The organism is Gilvimarinus sp. 2_MG-2023 (genome assembly GCF_030547685.1).
Taxonomy (GTDB): Bacteria; Pseudomonadota; Gammaproteobacteria; order Pseudomonadales; family Cellvibrionaceae; genus Gilvimarinus.
Genome location: NZ_JAUOQM010000035.1, coordinates 94,610 through 110,869 on the forward strand (window position 1 = coordinate 94,610; position 16,260 = coordinate 110,869).

General features: G+C 52.1%; 15 protein-coding genes. 12 read left to right on the top strand and 3 right to left on the bottom strand.

Annotation, left to right across the window (positions count from 1 at the left end):
• Positions 1-91: 91 nt before the first annotated feature.
• From Q4526_RS07935 to Q4526_RS07950, 4 genes are all read left to right on the top strand, one after another.
• Positions 92-2,359: a TonB-dependent receptor gene (locus Q4526_RS07935; RefSeq protein ID WP_215976498.1), complete on the top strand. Its 2,268-nt coding sequence runs from the start codon at positions 92-94 to the stop codon at positions 2,357-2,359.
• An 8-nt stretch (positions 2,360-2,367) separates the two neighbouring features.
• Positions 2,368-3,678, top strand: a complete 1,311-nt coding sequence (locus Q4526_RS07940; RefSeq protein WP_215976499.1) for a PepSY domain-containing protein — start codon at positions 2,368-2,370, stop codon at positions 3,676-3,678.
• A gap of 191 nt (positions 3,679-3,869) precedes the next feature.
• Entirely contained in the window at positions 3,870-5,207 is a 1,338-nt protein-coding gene (locus Q4526_RS07945) for a DUF2130 domain-containing protein (protein ID WP_215976500.1), read from the top strand.
• 21 nt (positions 5,208-5,228) lie between these two features.
• On the top strand, positions 5,229-5,954 hold the full coding sequence (locus Q4526_RS07950) for a pseudouridine synthase (RefSeq protein WP_215976501.1): 726 nt from the start codon (positions 5,229-5,231) through the stop codon (positions 5,952-5,954).
• 21 nt (positions 5,955-5,975) lie between these two features.
• Here the strand turns inward: Q4526_RS07950 and Q4526_RS07955 are convergent, their stop codons facing one another.
• A complete protein-coding gene (locus Q4526_RS07955) occupies positions 5,976-6,377 on the bottom strand; it encodes a DUF3859 domain-containing protein (RefSeq protein WP_215976502.1) in 402 nt (133 codons plus the stop codon).
• A gap of 91 nt (positions 6,378-6,468) precedes the next feature.
• Here Q4526_RS07955 and ftsB point away from each other — a divergent pair, with 91 nt between their 5' ends.
• The 8 genes from ftsB (at position 6,469) to rpoS (ending at position 12,706) form a co-directional block, all read left to right on the top strand.
• A complete protein-coding gene (gene ftsB, locus Q4526_RS07960) occupies positions 6,469-6,744 on the top strand; it encodes a cell division protein FtsB (RefSeq protein WP_215976503.1) in 276 nt (91 codons plus the stop codon).
• Between the two features lie 6 nt (positions 6,745-6,750).
• Positions 6,751-7,449: a 2-C-methyl-D-erythritol 4-phosphate cytidylyltransferase gene (gene ispD / locus Q4526_RS07965; RefSeq protein ID WP_215976504.1), complete on the top strand. Its 699-nt coding sequence runs from the start codon at positions 6,751-6,753 to the stop codon at positions 7,447-7,449.
• A gap of 3 nt (positions 7,450-7,452) precedes the next feature.
• Positions 7,453-7,932 carry a 2-C-methyl-D-erythritol 2,4-cyclodiphosphate synthase gene (ispF, locus tag Q4526_RS07970; protein ID WP_303604097.1) on the top strand — a complete coding sequence of 160 codons (480 nt, stop codon included), beginning with the start codon at positions 7,453-7,455 and terminating at the stop codon, positions 7,930-7,932.
• Positions 7,933-7,935: 3 nt separating this feature from the next.
• A complete protein-coding gene (gene truD, locus Q4526_RS07975; RefSeq protein ID WP_215976505.1) occupies positions 7,936-8,904 on the top strand; it encodes a tRNA pseudouridine(13) synthase TruD in 969 nt (322 codons plus the stop codon).
• Positions 8,905-9,007: 103 nt separating this feature from the next.
• Complete coding sequence (locus tag Q4526_RS07980; protein ID WP_215976506.1) at positions 9,008-9,652, top strand: protein-L-isoaspartate(D-aspartate) O-methyltransferase; 645 nt, start codon at positions 9,008-9,010, stop codon at positions 9,650-9,652.
• Between the two features lie 26 nt (positions 9,653-9,678).
• Positions 9,679-10,590: a DUF368 domain-containing protein gene (locus Q4526_RS07985; protein WP_303604098.1), complete on the top strand. Its 912-nt coding sequence runs from the start codon at positions 9,679-9,681 to the stop codon at positions 10,588-10,590.
• Between the two features lie 140 nt (positions 10,591-10,730).
• On the top strand, positions 10,731-11,570 hold the full coding sequence (locus Q4526_RS07990; RefSeq protein ID WP_215976508.1) for a peptidoglycan DD-metalloendopeptidase family protein: 840 nt from the start codon (positions 10,731-10,733) through the stop codon (positions 11,568-11,570).
• Between the two features lie 122 nt (positions 11,571-11,692).
• Positions 11,693-12,706, top strand: a complete 1,014-nt coding sequence (rpoS, locus tag Q4526_RS07995; protein ID WP_303604099.1) for an RNA polymerase sigma factor RpoS — start codon at positions 11,693-11,695, stop codon at positions 12,704-12,706.
• A gap of 103 nt (positions 12,707-12,809) precedes the next feature.
• Here rpoS and fdxA read toward each other — a convergent pair whose 3' ends face one another.
• Positions 12,810-13,133 (bottom strand): ferredoxin FdxA, encoded by a 324-nt coding sequence (fdxA, locus tag Q4526_RS08000; protein ID WP_215976509.1) that lies wholly within the window; start codon positions 13,131-13,133, stop codon positions 12,810-12,812.
• A gap of 131 nt (positions 13,134-13,264) precedes the next feature.
• Entirely contained in the window at positions 13,265-15,835 is a 2,571-nt protein-coding gene (mutS, locus tag Q4526_RS08005; RefSeq protein ID WP_303609586.1) for a DNA mismatch repair protein MutS, read from the bottom strand.
• Positions 15,836-16,260: the final 425 nt, after the last annotated feature.

Genomic DNA, 16,260 nt, shown 5'->3' on the forward strand with positions numbered 1-16,260 from the left:
GAATAGACCTTTTGGGCTGCGACATTTTGTCACTGGTGCGATGGACGTTATGAGTCTACTTTGACCCGCTAAACTTGGGGAGTTAAGTAGCATGAAGCGGACATTTTTATTGGGTTGTATCTTGTGCAGTTCTGCGGGAAGTGTAGTCGCGCAAGAGCAACCGGCCATTGAAGAGGTTAAAGTGTGGGGCGAGCAAGGCGAGTCCCGCGTGGCCGAGCGAGTAGGCCCGGTTAGTACACTTGAGCAAGCAGACTTTGCCAGTATCAATATGGCCACGACCGAAGATGTGGTAAAGCACGAACCCAGTGTAGTGATTCGACGCCGATTTATTGGCGACTCAAACGGCACCTTGGGTATTCGCAGTGCCAATATGTTTCAAACGTCTCGCTCTATGGTATTTGCTGACGGCGTACCGCTGCATTATTTATTGCAATCGCGCTGGAGTGGTGCTCCGCGTTGGACGATGGTCTCCGCCAGCGAAATTGCCCGTGTTGATGTGGTTTACGGCCCATTCTCGGCCGAGTACAGCGGCAACGCTATGGGCGGTGTGGTTTTAATTGAAACCGCCATTCCGCAAAAGCGCGAAGTGCATATTGATGGCAGTTTCTTTTCGCAGAGCTTCGATGATTATGGCCACGACGGCAATGTTGATGGCTACAAAGGTTTTGCCTCCTACGGCGATAAGTTTGGCGACTTTAGCGTCTATCTTTCCTATAACCACTTGAATAATGAAGCTCAGCCACAGTCCTTTTATTATGCTGGTGCTGCCGATGCCAGTGGCGCTGTTCCAGTCGCCGGCGGCATTTACGGTCAAGACTCACAGGGTATCGAGCGTTTGTATTTTGGCGATTCCGGCGTGGTTGACACCCAAACCGACAATATTAAATTTAAGCTGGGCTACGACGTCGATGCGTTCTCTGCGCTATTTAACGTGGCTTTTGAAGACCGACAATCGGAAACCTTCGGTGCCCATAGCTATTTGAGTGATACCCAAGGGCAGACGGTGTGGGGCGGCACAATAGAGCAAGATGGAAGTAATTACTCGGTACCGGCTCAGCGTTTTAATGTGAGTGCGGCTGACCGCGAAAGCTTAAATCTTGGCCTGCGTTTGCGCGCCGAACTCAGCCCAAAGGCGAGCCTTGAGGCAAACATCAGCCAGTTTAAAATTCTGGACGATGAAAATCGCAGTTCAGCGGTCAACCCCGAGCACCCCAGTTACGATTTGAACGGGCAGGTCAGTGACTACGAAGACACGGGCTGGGATACCTTCGGCGTCACCTTAAATATTAACGACTTTGCCATTGACGGGCTCGACTGGGTCAGCGGTGCGCGCTATGAGTCTTACGAACTTAACTACCAGGTGTTGTCATCCACAGACTATTTGGCCGGAGCAAAAGATAGCTTCACCAGTGCCAGTGGTGGTACAACCGATATTGCCGCGCTTTTTACCCAATTTAACTGGCAAATCAATGACACCTTTGATGTGGCGCTGGGCCTGCGCTACGAAGACTGGAGCAGTCAGGACGGTTACTACTCCGACGATAACCCTAATACCGCCGAATTCGATTTGGTCTCGGTGCCCGGCAATGACATGGATAAGTTCTCGCCTAAATTCTCTTTCGGTTATCGCCCCAATGCCGATTGGCAACTGCGCTACTCGCTAGGCCGAGCCTACCGGTTTGCCATTGTTGAGGAGTTGTTTAGCCAATACGAGGCTTACAACTCCATCAGCGAGGCCAACCCGACCTTGCAACCTGAGAATGGTCTGCATCAAAACTTTATGTTGCAGCGCGAACTCAGTAACGGATACCTGCGGTTGAATATCTATCAAGATACCATAGAAGATGTGATTGAATCACAGTCAACTATCTTGCCCGGTGGTTCTTCTATTCGCACGTTTATTCCAGTCGATAAGGTGCGTACCCGTGGAGTTGAGTTGGTCGCAAATGCTAATGACTTTATCGTTAGTAACCTCGATGTGCGCATCAACCTGACCTATACGGACGCCAAAATCATTGCCAACAACGCAGACCCAAGCATTGTTGGCAATACCTTTTCGCGTATGCCCGAGTGGCGTGGCAATCTGCTGGCCACTTATCATCTGAGTGATCGCTGGAATATCGGGGGTAGCCTTCAGTACGCCAGCGATAGTTTCGGTCGTTTAGACAACACAGACACCGCTGACAACGTCTATGGCGCACAAGACGGCTATACCCGTGTCGGCTTAAAAACCAATTATGCGGTAAACCGGCAGTTTACGCTAAGCCTGGGTGTCGACAATGTAACCAACGAAATCGCTTATGTTGCTCACCCGTGGCCCGGCCGCACTGTGTTTATCAACTTCTCGTACGATTTATGAATGTAAAAATGAATGACCCGTCACAAATAAAAGAAAAAACCGTGGCTAGTACCCAGCGCCAAGTGTATCGAACCTTATGGCGCTGGCATTTTTATGCGGGAGTTTTTTGCATACCGTTTGTTATTACCTTGGCAATTTCTGGGGCTATATTTTTATTTAAGCCTCAGTTTGAGCGATGGGTCGATCATCCGTTTAATCAGTTACAGGTAAGCGAGCAGCGCGCCACACCCAACCAAATTATTACCACAGCTCAGGCTGCGTATCCGGGGTCGAAATTTATGGCCTATCACTTACCGGAGACGCCTCGCCATTCAGTGGTGGTTAGTGTGAGTGCCGCCGGTGAGCGCATTCAGGTGTATGTCGATCCGTATCGCAATCAAGTATTGAAATCCATTCCCTACGCCGATCAATTTATGCAGCAGGTGCGAAGCTTTCACGGTGAATTATTGGCGGGTCGCTTTGGTTCGGTCTTGGTTGAGTTGGCTGCTTGTTGGGCGCTGGTGTTGATTGTTACGGGTCTGTATTTGTGGTGGCCGCGTAGCGCGAAAGGTATGGCGGGTGTGCTCTACCCAAGATTGAGCAAAAGCGGCCGCGTGTTTTGGCGTGATTTGCACGCTGTTATCGGCGTATGGCTCAGCGCGTTCACATTGTTTTTGCTAGTTTCAGGTTTACCCTGGGCGCTGGTATGGGGGGCGGCATTTAAAGAAGTGCGTCAGTGGGGGGCGGAACCTGTGGTGCAGGACTGGACTCAGACACAAGCCCAAGAACGCGCTTCTTGGCGGCCGTCCATTGTCGAGCGTATTGATTTGCCCGAGGTTGTTATTGCTGAGGCTCAAGCGTTATCACTCGCCAGTCCGGTGCAAATATCGGCTGCCGGTGATGACTTTAAAGTGAGCTCGCAAACGCAAAATCGCCCCCAGCGGGCCGACGTGTGGTTAAACCGCACCGGCGAAGTGGTGAAAGCACGCGACTTTGCCGATAAATCTGTTGTCGATCGGGTGGTGGGGGTTGGCATTGCCGCTCACGAAGGTTATTTGTTTGGCTGGTTTAACTTGATATTAGGGGTGGTCACCACGCTTGGTTTAGTGGTGCTTAGTGTTAGCGGTGCCGTTTTGTGGTGGCGCCGCCGCCCCAGTGGCAAGCTCGGCGCCCCCGCGCCAATTCATACTCCCAGGGTGGGTCGTGTATTGGTGGGGCTGGTTTTACTCTTAGGGGTACTTTTGCCCGTGGTAGGATTATCCTTAATCGCCCTAGTGCTGCTTGAATTTATCCTGTTGCGCCGCTGGCAAACCTCCCGCCGTTGGCTGGGTTTGGCCTAATCCGTTCTGGGTCGTGAGCGGGCTAAATCTGAACCTTAAAGTTTGGCTCTGCTCTGTCGCTGTGATGTAATGTCGGCAATAGCACAGCCGATACCCGCGTTTTTGATATTTTTAGTCCTAGTGTCTCCGCGTGGGCTTGTTGTTCGGGTATCATCAATAGTGCAAACAATGCCAGTTAACGGATACTCATCATGCACGAAATCAACTGCCCTCACTGTAAAAAAGCTTTTAAAGTCGATGAAGCCGGTTATGCAGATATTCTTAAACAGGTTCGCGACCACGAGTTTGAGCAACAATTAAATGAACGCCTAGCGCTTGCCGAGCGCGAGAAGCAAAATGCCATTGAGCTTGCCCGCAGTGAGGCGGCGCGCGAGCGCGACAAAGCCGCCGCCGAAAAAGACGCCGAAATAAAAGCGCTCAACGCTAAGTTGGCTGCCGGCGAAGAGGCCAAAAAATACGCCGTTATGGAAGCCTTAGCTCAGCTTGAGAAAGAGCGCGATGCACTGGCGCACGAGGTTCAGCAGGCCGCACAGGAAAAACGTGCAGCTGCCGAACTTGCCAAGGCAAAATTAACCAGTGAGCTGCAACAGGCCAGCGCTAAGCAAAATGCCGAATTGCAGCGTTTAAACAGTGAGCTTGAGCGCGCTAAGTGGGAGCGCGAGCGCGAGGCGAGTAGCCTCAAGGAGCGCTACGAGGCGCAAATTAAAGATCGCGAGGGCGAAATCGAGCGCTTACGCGATATGAAAGCGCGCCTGTCCACCAAAATGGTGGGTGAAACTCTGGAGCAGCACTGCGAGACGGAGTTTAACCGCCTTCGCGCCACGGCGTTTCCACTCGCGTATTTTGAAAAAGACAACGACGCCCGTACCGGCAGTAAGGGCGATTACATCTTTCGCGATTATGGCGAGGCGGGCGCTGAGCCAGAGCAAGAAAAAACCGAAACCGTTTCCATTATGTTTGAAATGAAAAACGAGAGTGATGAAACGGCAACCAAAAAGAAAAATGAAGATTTTTTAAAAGAGCTGGATAAAGACCGCAACGAAAAAGGTTGTGAATACGCCGTGTTGGTGTCACTGCTCGAGCCCGACAGTGAGCTGTACAATTCAGGCATTGTGGATGTCTCTCACCGCCACCCTAAAATGTATGTGATTCGGCCCCAGTTTTTTATCCCGATGATTACACTGCTGCGCAACGCGGCGCAAAACGCTCTTAAGTATAAAGCTGAGCTGGCGTTGGTGAAGTCGCAAAATATCGATATCACCAATTTTGAAAGTGATCTCGACGCATTTAAAACCGGCTTTGCCCGCAATTATGAGTTGGCCTCCAAAAAGTTTAAAACCGCCATTGATGAAATCGATAAAACCATCACCCATCTGCAAAAAACCAAAGATGCGTTGCTGGGCTCGGAAAACAACTTGCGCTTGGCCAACAATAAAGCTGATGACCTCACGGTAAAAAAATTAACCCGGCGCAACCCCACCATGAAAACAATGTTCGATAAGCTTGGTAGCGATCAGCAAAGTGATTAATCGCGGGGCGCTAACAGCGCAATGAAATCCAATACCTACCGGCTGGATCGCTATATAAGTCAGTACAGTGAGTATTCGCAGGCCGATGTTCGGGTGTTAATTGCGCAAAAGCGGATTGTACTGGATGGCAAGCCCGCCGACTCCATAGCGCAGCGCGTTACCAAGTTTACCCATGTGGTGCTCGATGGCGTCTGCTTAAACGACACACAACCGGCGTATATCATGCTCAACAAGCCCGCCGGTATTGTGAGCGCGACACAAGATCAGCAGCACACCACAGTGCTCGATTTGATTGAGCACCCACAAAAAGACGAGTTACACCTAGTCGGCAGACTCGATTTTAATACCACGGGCTTGGTGTTGTTAACCAACGATGGCCGTTGGTCGCGCCGTATTAGCTTGCCCGCCACCAAGCTTCCCAAAACCTACGAAGTGACTTTGGCCCAGCCGTTGCGTCAGGAGTATGAGGCGGTGTTTGCCGCCGGTGTGTACTTCGCCTATGAAAATATCACCACCCAACCGGCACAGCTGGAGATTGTCAGCGATTATTGTGCACGCTTAACGTTAGTGGAGGGTAAGTACCATCAGGTTAAACGCATGTTTGGGGTGTTTGATAACGAGGTGACAAGCCTGCATCGGATTAGCGTGGGGCCAATTCGGTTGGGCGATTTAGCCCCTGGCGCCACTCGCCCGCTCAGCGCCGAAGAGGTTGCCTGTGTCGATATCGCTGAAGCCGCTAATACCTAGTACACCGGCGTTACGCAAACCCTAATTGGCCGACTCGGTAGGCAGTAAGCGAAACGTTTTATCGGTAATAATCTCGCCATCAATCGCCAGTGTAATACGCCACGGGCCTTGTTTGTTGCCGATCGGCTTCCAAATGGTGTCGCCAATAAAAAAATTCCAGTCGTTTTGGCGTATGTACTCTTCGCCGCTGAACGGTGGCAGAGGGTTGCCGGTTTCATCGGGAATGTCGGGGTGATAAATACAGTACTGTAGCTTCTTATTCTTGGCTTTTTTGATGTTGGCAATATAGCCAAACTCAATGCCTTCCTCACAGGGAATATCAAAGGTCGATTTCAGCAGTGTCGGTAATGATTTGGCGCTGTGATCCCACGGCGTATAAATACCCCAATTTTTTATCCGAACTTCCGGTTTTTTCTTGGCCATAGTACGTAAGTGTTTTGCATGAGTCGCTATTTTAACCTTCTCAGTGCGCTATATATAGCCTCGGTTGGGCAGCTGCGCTAAACTGCCGCCTATGAAATGGTTGCTGGCAATTCTCGTGGTTTTGTTTGTGGGGCTGCAATACCGACTTTGGGTCGGTGAGGGCAGTTATGCTCATCGCGCCCGCCTACAAGACGATATTGCCCGCCAGCAAGCCGAGAATGACCGCCTGCGTGAGCGCAACCGGGTCTTAGCGATCGAGGTGACCGACCTTAAGAATGGTCACAAAGTGATCGAGGCGCGTGCGCGGCAAGATATGGGGATGATTAAAGAAGGTGAGACCTTTTTTATGACTCCCTCGGCGCAATAACCGAATATGTCTGAATCTGCCACCTATTGGGCGGTTGTACCCGCCGCCGGAGTCGGGAAGCGTTTGGGCGGCGCTATCCCCAAACAGTATCAGCGCATTTTGGGTAAAACCCTGTTAGAGCACACCTTAGATAAACTCCTGGCGGTGAGCGCAATTGAGAAAATCATTGTCGCGCTCAGCCCCGTCGATACCTATTGGTCCGAGCTGTCCTGTCGTCATCATGCCCGAATTGCCACCGTAATCGGCGGGCAGGAGCGGGCCGATTCGGTGCTCAGTGCGCTTAATGGGTTGCCGCAAGATACCACGATCAATCACTGGGTATTGGTTCATGATGCTGCGCGGCCCTGTGTTGTGCTGGAAGATATCCACGCACTAATGGCAAACCCTACCGAGCAGGGCGCTATTTTAGCGACCCCTGTCAGTGACACCGTTAAATCAGTTCGAGGGAAAGACATTACGGCTACCGTCGACCGAACGGCTTTGTGGTCAGCACAAACGCCGCAAATGTTTCCGTTACACGCTCTGCGCCAAGCATTAACGGATGCTCTAGCACAAAAACGACCGGTAACAGATGAAGCCAGTGCAATGGAGTTGGCCGGTTGGCAACCCCAGGTGGTAGCGGCAAGCCGACACAACATTAAAGTGACCCATCCGGAAGACCTAGCCTTGGCAGAGCTAATTTTAACCAATCAATTAAAAGGGTAAATCATGCGAATTGGGCAGGGCTTTGATGTCCATAAATTTGGGCCGGGGGATAAAATAGCCATTGGTGGGGTAGTGATACCACACTCACAATCGCTGGTGGCCCATTCCGATGGAGACGTTCTATTGCACGCTCTGTGCGATGCACTGCTGGGCGCCTGTGGGTTGGGGGACATCGGTAAACATTTCCCCGATACCGACCCGCAGTACCGCGGTGCCAACAGCCGCGAGCTGCTGCGTTTAGTGATGAGTAAAGTCAAAGCTGACGGGTGGCGAGTAAGCAATGCCGACATGACCATCATTGCCGAGGCTCCCAAAATGGCGCCTTATATAGCGAATATGTGCGAGGCTATCGCCCAAGACTTGGCTTGTTCCATCTCTCAAATTAATGTTAAAGCCACCACCACCGAAAAGCTCGGCTTTACCGGCCGGGGCGAAGGTATAGCCGCCCAAGCGGTGGTGTTGTTGGCGCCTATTCAGATATAACCTATGACCGAATTTTCATTAGACTTCCCTTACGCTTATTCAGGCCCCAGCGCTGAGGCGGATTTACGCCGTACCAACAGCGACTTTATGGTGTTTGAGGACTTAGGCTTTGAGCTGGCCGGTGAGGGCGAGCACGTTTTTTTACACGTACAAAAAGACGGCGACAACACCGAGTGGTTAGCGCGCCAGATTGCCAAACTGGCTGGCGTCGAGTCGCGCGATGTGGGCTACTGTGGGCAGAAAGACCGGCACGCGATTACCCGTCAGTGGTTTAGTGTGTATTTGCCTAAAGGCGATGACCCCGATTGGGCGTCGCTCAGCTCAGACTCTGTGCACGTGATTGAAACCGTACGCCACCGGCAAAAGTTGCGCCGAGGCCAGCACCGCGCTAACCAGTTTGTGCTCTGGCTGCGCGACGTGACGGGTGACCGGGTAGCTCTGGAGTACATCCTGACCCAAATTGCAAAGCAAGGTGTACCGAACTACTTTGGCGAGCAGCGCTTTGGTATCGATGCGGGTAATCTACACGCGGCCGAGCGCATGTTGGTGGCCGGTAGCACCATTAAAAATCGCAGTAAAAAAGCCATGGTGCTATCGGCGGCTCGTTCGTGGCTATTCAATCAAGTACTGGCGGCACGGGTAGAAAATGGAAGTTGGTTCCAAGTGCTCGAGGGCGAAATCACCGAAGGTGAGTTGCCTACAGGCCCTTTGTGGGGGCGTGGCCGTTTAGCCTCCAGCGATGAAGTGCTCGCTTTGGAAAGCGATATCTTGAATCCTTGGCAACACTGGTGCGAGCCGCTGGAGTTTACCGGTCTTAAACAAGACCGGCGGGCGTTAGTCAGCCGGGTCTCCCAGCTTGACTGGCAGTGGCAGGCGGATGACTTACGCTTACAATTTGAGCTGCCTGTGGGGGCTTATGCCACCGCTGTCGTGCGCGAATTGGCGCGGGTGCGCACCGTATTGAGCGAGTAGGCCGATGTCGAATTATGCTATAGTGGCCGACCAAAATACTGACAATGTATAGAAAAATACAGAGGGTAAGGGGTTGAATAATCTTAACTTAGAGGGCGTTGGTATGACCTCCCAGCGCACTCGGGAGCGGTTGATCCAGCGACTGGTAGACCAAGGAGTGGCCGATCTGCGCGTGCTGGATGTTATTCGTAACACCCCTCGCCACTGGTTTTTGGATGAAGCTTTGTCGCACCGCGCCTACGAAGACTCAGCCCTCCCTATTGGCTACGGTCAAACACTGTCCCAGCCTTATATTGTCGCCCGCATGACGGAAATCCTGCTGGGCGCCTGCGGCAAAACCCCAGAGAGGGTATTAGAGGTAGGCACCGGTTCCGGTTATCAAACCGCCGTACTGGCCCAATTAGTGGGGCAAGTGTATTCGGTGGAGCGTATTAAACCGCTGCAAGACAAAGCCCGTACCCGCTTGCGCGAGCTAGGCCTGCGCAACGTGATGTTTACCCACGCCGATGGCGGTTTCGGTTGGCCGCAAAAAGGCCCTTTCGATGCCATTCTAAGCGCGGCAGCCCCTGCGGTAATTCCCGAAGACTTAAAGCAGCAACTAGCGCCTGGCGGGGTAATGGTTATTCCCGCCGGTGGCGAGCAACAAAGCTTGTACCTAGTGGTGCGCGAGCACGATGCCGACTCGTTTATCACGCAAGAATTAGAACCGGTTAAATTTGTTCCACTATTATCGGGTACCACTCGCTGATGCGTTGGCAAGGTTTGCGTCCGTACTTGTCAATACTGTTAAAAGGCATGGCCATGGGGGCGGCGGATATCGTGCCCGGCGTGTCTGGCGGTACCATCGCCTTTATTACAGGTATTTATGAGCGGCTATTAAAAGCATTAAAGTCTTGCACACCCATGGCGCTGGTTGTACTCAAGAGAGAAGGTGTTGCGGCTTTTTGGCGTGCCATCGATGGTTCCTTCTTGGCCACGCTCTTTGCCGGGGTGATACTCAGTATAGTTTTATTCTCTCACGCCATTGTATTGCTACTCGATAATTACCCTCTGCAAATATGGGGTTTTTTCTTTGGTTTAATACTCGCTTCTTCTTGGTTTTTAGCCAAAACCATTCACCTTCGGCACTGGCGGCCGCTTTTGTTGATTGTGACCGGGGCACTGGCCGCCATTGCCTTTGCCACTATTAAGCCGGTGGATGTACCGGTGAATGGTGTAACGGTATTCTTATCGGGCGCTATTGCTATTTGCGCCATGATTTTACCCGGTGTATCGGGCAGTTTTTTATTGTTAGTACTGGGCATGTACGCGGTCATGATAAAAGCTGTAACCGAGGCGAATTTTGTGGTGTTGGGGGCATTTATGGCCGGCTGTGTTTTCGGTTTGCTGGTGTTTTCGCATTTTTTATATTGGCTGCTGCAGCGTTTTCATCAAAGCACCATTGCGGTGTTAACCGGTTTTTTGGTAGGTGCTGCCGTAGTAGTCTGGCCTTGGAAGCAAATATTGCTTACACAGCTCAATCGCCACGGCGAACAAGTCGTGGTCGCACAAAAGAATGTGTGGCCTTGGGTGTACGACACAGGGGCCGGTCAGAGTTCGCAATGGTTATCGGTTATATTACTGGCACTGGTGGGGGCGTTGATTATTTTAGCCCTGGAGCGGATGGCCTTAATGGGTAAAAAATAAGCATAAAAAAGTGCTTAAAGATCACTATTAGGCCATTTTAATGGCGCAGGTTAAGATAAATTTCTAATAACCACGGTTTATTAATTGCCAAATCAAATAAGCCGCTGTTATTTATATTGAGTCATTGGGAGCCGCACTGTATGTTTTTTGCCCCAGGTCAAAAATGGCACCTAATTAAACTGTTCACAATATTGAACACTTTGATATTGGCAGCTTGTTCCTCGGCTCCGCCGGCTCAAGTTACCGACCGCGAGCAGCCGCCCACGCGAAAAATTCTGATCCATTCGGTGGCGCCCAATGAAACCCTTTACAGTATTGCTTGGCGTTACGGCCTTGATTATCGGCAATTGGCGCGCCATAACGGCATAGGTGCCCCTTATACAATCTACGCAACTCAGCAGCTGCGGCTCGATATCAGCGATGCCTCAAAGCGTCAGCCACCGCCTAAAATCGCTCGCCGAGAGCCCGTTAAACCTCCCAAAGTAACGCCTCAAAAGCCTGCGCCTAAGGTGCAGGAAAATGCGAATGCTACTCAACCCCCAGTTCGACGTTCTGAAAATAAAACAACCACACAAGTTGCAGCAACTCCTCCGGCCACTATTCGCAGTCCACTTTCTTGGCGCTGGCCGGTAAGTGGCAAAGTGATAGCGGGCTATAGCTCATCCGGTGGATTAAATAAAGGTGTTGATATTGGTGGAAAATTAGGTGAGTCTGTAGTTGCAGCCGCCGGTGGCTATGTTGTTTACGCCGGATCTGGCTTGCGAGGGTACGGCAAATTAGTGATCGTTAAACACAATGACACCTACCTAAGCGCCTATGCTCATAACCGAGCGCTGAGTGTAAAAGAAGGTGACACTGTTAAAGCCGGTCAAAAAATTGCTGAACTAGGTTCTAGCGGCACCGATAAAGAGAAATTACATTTCGAAATTCGGCGCGATGGTAAACCGGTAAACCCACTGACGTATTTGCCCAAGCGTTAATCGGTTACCCAGCGTTAAGAAATGTTCTACAGGATGTAGTAATAGAGTGCCGCTAACGTTTACGGCCATATGGCGAAGGCAATAGTTAAGTTGCCGCAGAGGATCCAATAAGGGGGCCTGATATGCCAGTTAGAAACAGGGAAACAACCAGTGCTACTGATCTTAAAGATCAAGTAGTTGCCCAATCCATCGATACCGGTGCCGATGTTGCCGAAGTGCAACTCGACGAGCCGCCGGCCAGTAAGACATCTGCACGAAAACCGCGAAGAAGCTCACCGGAACGTCTCGCCTCCGACAATTCAGCACTTGATGCCACCCAGCTTTATTTAAATGAAATTGGTTTCTCTCCACTGTTAACCGCCGAAGAAGAAGTGTATTTCTCACGCCGAGCGCTAAAAGGCTGTGATGCATCGCGCAAACGCATGATTGAGAGCAACTTGCGTTTGGTGGTGAAAATATCCCGCCGTTATGTCAACCGCGGCTTGGCGCTGCTCGATTTAATTGAAGAGGGTAATTTGGGGCTAATACGCGCGGTGGAAAAATTCGACCCCGAGCGCGGTTTTCGCTTCTCTACCTACGCCACTTGGTGGATTCGCCAAACCATTGAGCGGGCCATCATGAATCAAACACGCACGATTCGCCTGCCGATTCATGTAGTTAAAGAGCTAAATGTTTATTTGCGTGCAGCCCGCGAACTCACTCAAAAGCTTGATCATGAACCCACCGCAGACGACATTGCCACTATGTTGGACAAGCCGGTCGGTGATGTAGAGCGTATGCTCGGTCTTAATGAGCGCGTTACCTCGGTGGATGTTCCCATTGGTAATTCGTCAGATCGCGCCGTGGTGGACACGATTGCCGATACTCATGAGTCGGACCCAGCTGCGTTAATGCAAGACGACGATATTAATCACAGTCTCGACCACTGGTTAGATGATTTGAGTGAAAAGCAGCGCGAAGTCTTAGCGCGCCGCTTTGGCCTTCGCGGCCATGAGGTGAGTACACTTGAGCAAGTGGGCAAAGCCATTGGCTTAACCCGTGAGCGAGTGCGTCAAATTCAAGTCGAAGCGCTGCGTCGTCTGCGCGATATTCTGGAAAAGCAAGGGCTTAACAGCGAGAGCTTATTTAACGTTTAATCTCACGCTTTACCAGAGTGAGCTGACAGCCACAAAAAAAGCCGCGCAGTGCGCGGCTTTTTTTGTGGTACTTTTTTGTTGTACCTAAGGTTGTCGCTAAATTCTAGCGCTCCAGGTATTGCAGCTTACCCTCAACGCCATCCCACTCTTCGGCATCGGCCGGGGCGTCTTTCTTCTCAGTAATATTAGGCCAAACTTCGGCCAACTCTGCGTTTAACTCGGTAAACACTTCCTGATCTTCCGGCACTTCATCTTCCGAGAAAATAGCATCAACCGGACACTCAGGCTCACACAAGGCGCAATCGATACACTCGTCGGGGTGAATTACCAAAAAATTGGGGCCTTCATAGAAGCAGTCGACCGGGCATACCTCAACACAGTCGGTGTGTTTACATTTAATGCAGTTATCCCCAACTACGAACGTCATTGCGTGACTCCACGGTTACCAATATTTTAAAAGTGGGGCATTTTACCAGCATTTGCAAGTTTTGGTAGGGGCAAGTCGCCTCTAACTCACGGTTAATTAAGCTGTTTTATGCGACTGAAAATCGTTTTTATTTACAGCGATTTCAACCGATACAAAGCCTCCAACGCCTGCTTAGGTGTCATCTCGTCCGGTTCGAGCTCATCCAGTGCACTAACCGCTGGATGCTCCGGTGCATCAAACAGGCTGGCCTGCATGGGCGAGGCGCTCGGTGCGGCCGGGGTCGAGCTCAGTTGGTGATGCTCGCCGCCCTCCAGACTTTGTAGCTGCACCTCGGCGCTTTGCAGAACCGGGTTGGGAATGCCAGCTAAACGAGCGACTTGAATACCGTAGCTTTTGCTCGCCGGGCCCTCCTGGACCTTGTGTAAAAACACAATGCTGTCTTTGTGCTCGGTGGCGTTGAGGTGCACGTTAACAATACCCGGAATGCTGTCGGGCAGCTGGGTAAGCTCAAAGTAATGGGTGGCAAACAGAGTAAAGGCCCGCAGTTTTTCCGCTAGGTGTCGCGCGCAGGCCCAGGCCAAAGCTAGGCCATCAAACGTACTGGTACCGCGGCCAATTTCATCCATCAACACTAAGCTGCGCTCGGTGGCGTTGTGCAAAATATTGGCGGTTTCGGTCATCTCGACCATAAAAGTGGAGCGGCCACCGGCCAAATCATCGGACGAACCAATGCGGGTGAAAATACGGTCCACCATGCCAATGGTGGCCGATTGCGCGGGCACAAAACTGCCCACGTGAGCCAATAGAGTAATCAGGGCCGCTTGGCGCATATAGGTCGACTTACCGCCCATATTGGGGCCGGTGACAATCAGCATGTGGCGCTCGCGGCTAAAGTTGAGGTCGTTGGGCACAAAAGGTCCGTCGAGGACTTGCTCAACCACCAGGTGCCTACCACTTTTAATGCTGATGCCCGGTTCGGGCGAAAGGCTCGGTGCGGTTAGCTCTAAGCTTGTGGCGCGCTCGGCAAAATTGCACAGCACATCTAACTCAGATACACCGGCGGCGGAGTCCTGCAGTGGAATCAACTGCTGGTTGAGCGTTTCAATCAGCTCTTCGTACAGTGCTTTTTCCCGGGCCAGGGCTCGGCTTTTGGCCGACAGCGCTTTGTCTTCAAATTCTTTTAGCTCTGGGGTGATAAAACGCTCGGCGTTTTTTAATGTTTGTCGGCGAATATAATCGGCCGGTGCCTGGCCGGATTGAGCGCGGCTCAACTCAATGTAGTAGCCGTGTACACGGTTGTAACCGACCTTAAGGGTGCTCATGCCGGTTCGTTCGCGCTCGCGGGTTTCGAGATCCACCAAATATTGACCCGCGTTTTCACTGATGCCGCGCAACTCGTCCAACTCGGCATCATAGCCTTCGGCAATAACGCCGCCATCGCGAATCACCACCGGTGGGTTCTCTACAATGGCTCGCGCCAGTAAATCAACCAGTTCGGGGAAGGTGCTAATCAGCTCGCGCAGTGTGTTCAGCCGCGGGCTGTCGCACTGGGCTAAATCCGCCTGCAGCTCCGGGTAGCTGGCCAGCGATAAATACAGGCGCGATAAATCCCGCGGTCGGCTGGAGCGCAGGGCCAGCCGACCTAAAATACGCTCCATATCACCAATGCGCTTGAGTTTGTCGCGCAGGGGTTCGAAGCGGTAGTTATCCACTAACACCCCGATGGCATCTTGGCGTTCTTGCAGCGTATGCAAATCGCGCAGTGGGCGGTTTAGCCAGCGCCTAAGAAGGCGAGCACCCATCGCGGTGGAAGACTTGTTCAATACCGAGAATAAAGTGTTGTCGTCCCCGCCGGTTAAGTTGAGGTCAATCTCCAGATTGCGGCGTGTGGCCGAATCCATGGCAACCGCTTGGTCGCGGTTCTCGTGCGCCAGGGTACGCACATGGGGCAGGGCGGTGCGCTGAGTTTCACGGGCGTAACTTAGCAGGCAGCCCGCAGCGGCAATCGCGGTGTGTAAGTGTTCGCAACCAAAGCCGGATAAATCCTGGGTGCCAAATTGCTGGGTTAACAACCGCTCCGAGGTTTCCAGCTCAAACTCCCAAGGGCCGCGGCGGCGTACGCCTTTGCGGTTTTCGGTCACCTCGGGCAACACAAGATCATCACTAATGAGTAGCTCGGCCGGGTTTAACCGCTGCAGCTCACCGCTGGCTGCATCCAGCCCATCGACTTGCAACACCAAAAAGCGGCCGCTGGCCATATCTAAAGAGGCAATGCCAAAGGTGTCTTCGTGGCGGTGAACAGCCACCAGCAAATTATCGCGGCGCTCATCGAGCAGGGCTTCATCGCTCACCGTGCCGGGGGTAACCACCCGCACCACCTTGCGCTCCACCGGCCCTTTGCTGGTGGCCGGGTCGCCAATCTGCTCACAAATGGCCACCGACACACCGGCCCGTACCAAGCGCGCCAAATACCCCTCCGCCGCGTGATAGGGCACACCCGCCATCGGAATCGGCTCGCCGCCCGATTTACCGCGCGCCGTAAGAGTGACGTCCAACAACTCCGAAGCCTTTTTGGCGTCATCAAAGAACAGCTCGTAGAAATCGCCCATCCGGTAAAACACCAACTCATTGGGATGCTCAGCCTTGATCTTCAGGTACTGCTGCATCATAGGGGTGTGGCTGGATTCAGACTTTACGGCCATAGGTGTGTGTCATGTTGGAAAATGGGTGGGCCATTTTACGGGATTTGGGGTAAGGCTAAAAGTGGGGTGTCGGCTTCTGGTGGGTTTTGTTGGTAACCCGCGAGTTTGCGCGCCCAGTTTTTTACACACTGATTGGATCCTAGCGGAGTTCAGGTGCCGGAGGGGGCGGGCGATAGAGAAATATAAACAGCTTGTATCTGAAGGCAAAGGGTGGCCGTCGCCATGTCAGGCATTACGCAATCAAGTATTCTTGGGTAATGAGCAGTTTGTTGAAGGCGGTATTTGTCCCCGGGATTCCGCAGCAGCCTATCGCAGTGGCCATTATACTCTGACCGAAGTTGGTAATGCGTTTGAAGTTAGTTACGCTACAGTCAGTCGAGCTGTAAAGCACTTTGATAAAGTGTGAAATGTAAGGCCTCGTATAT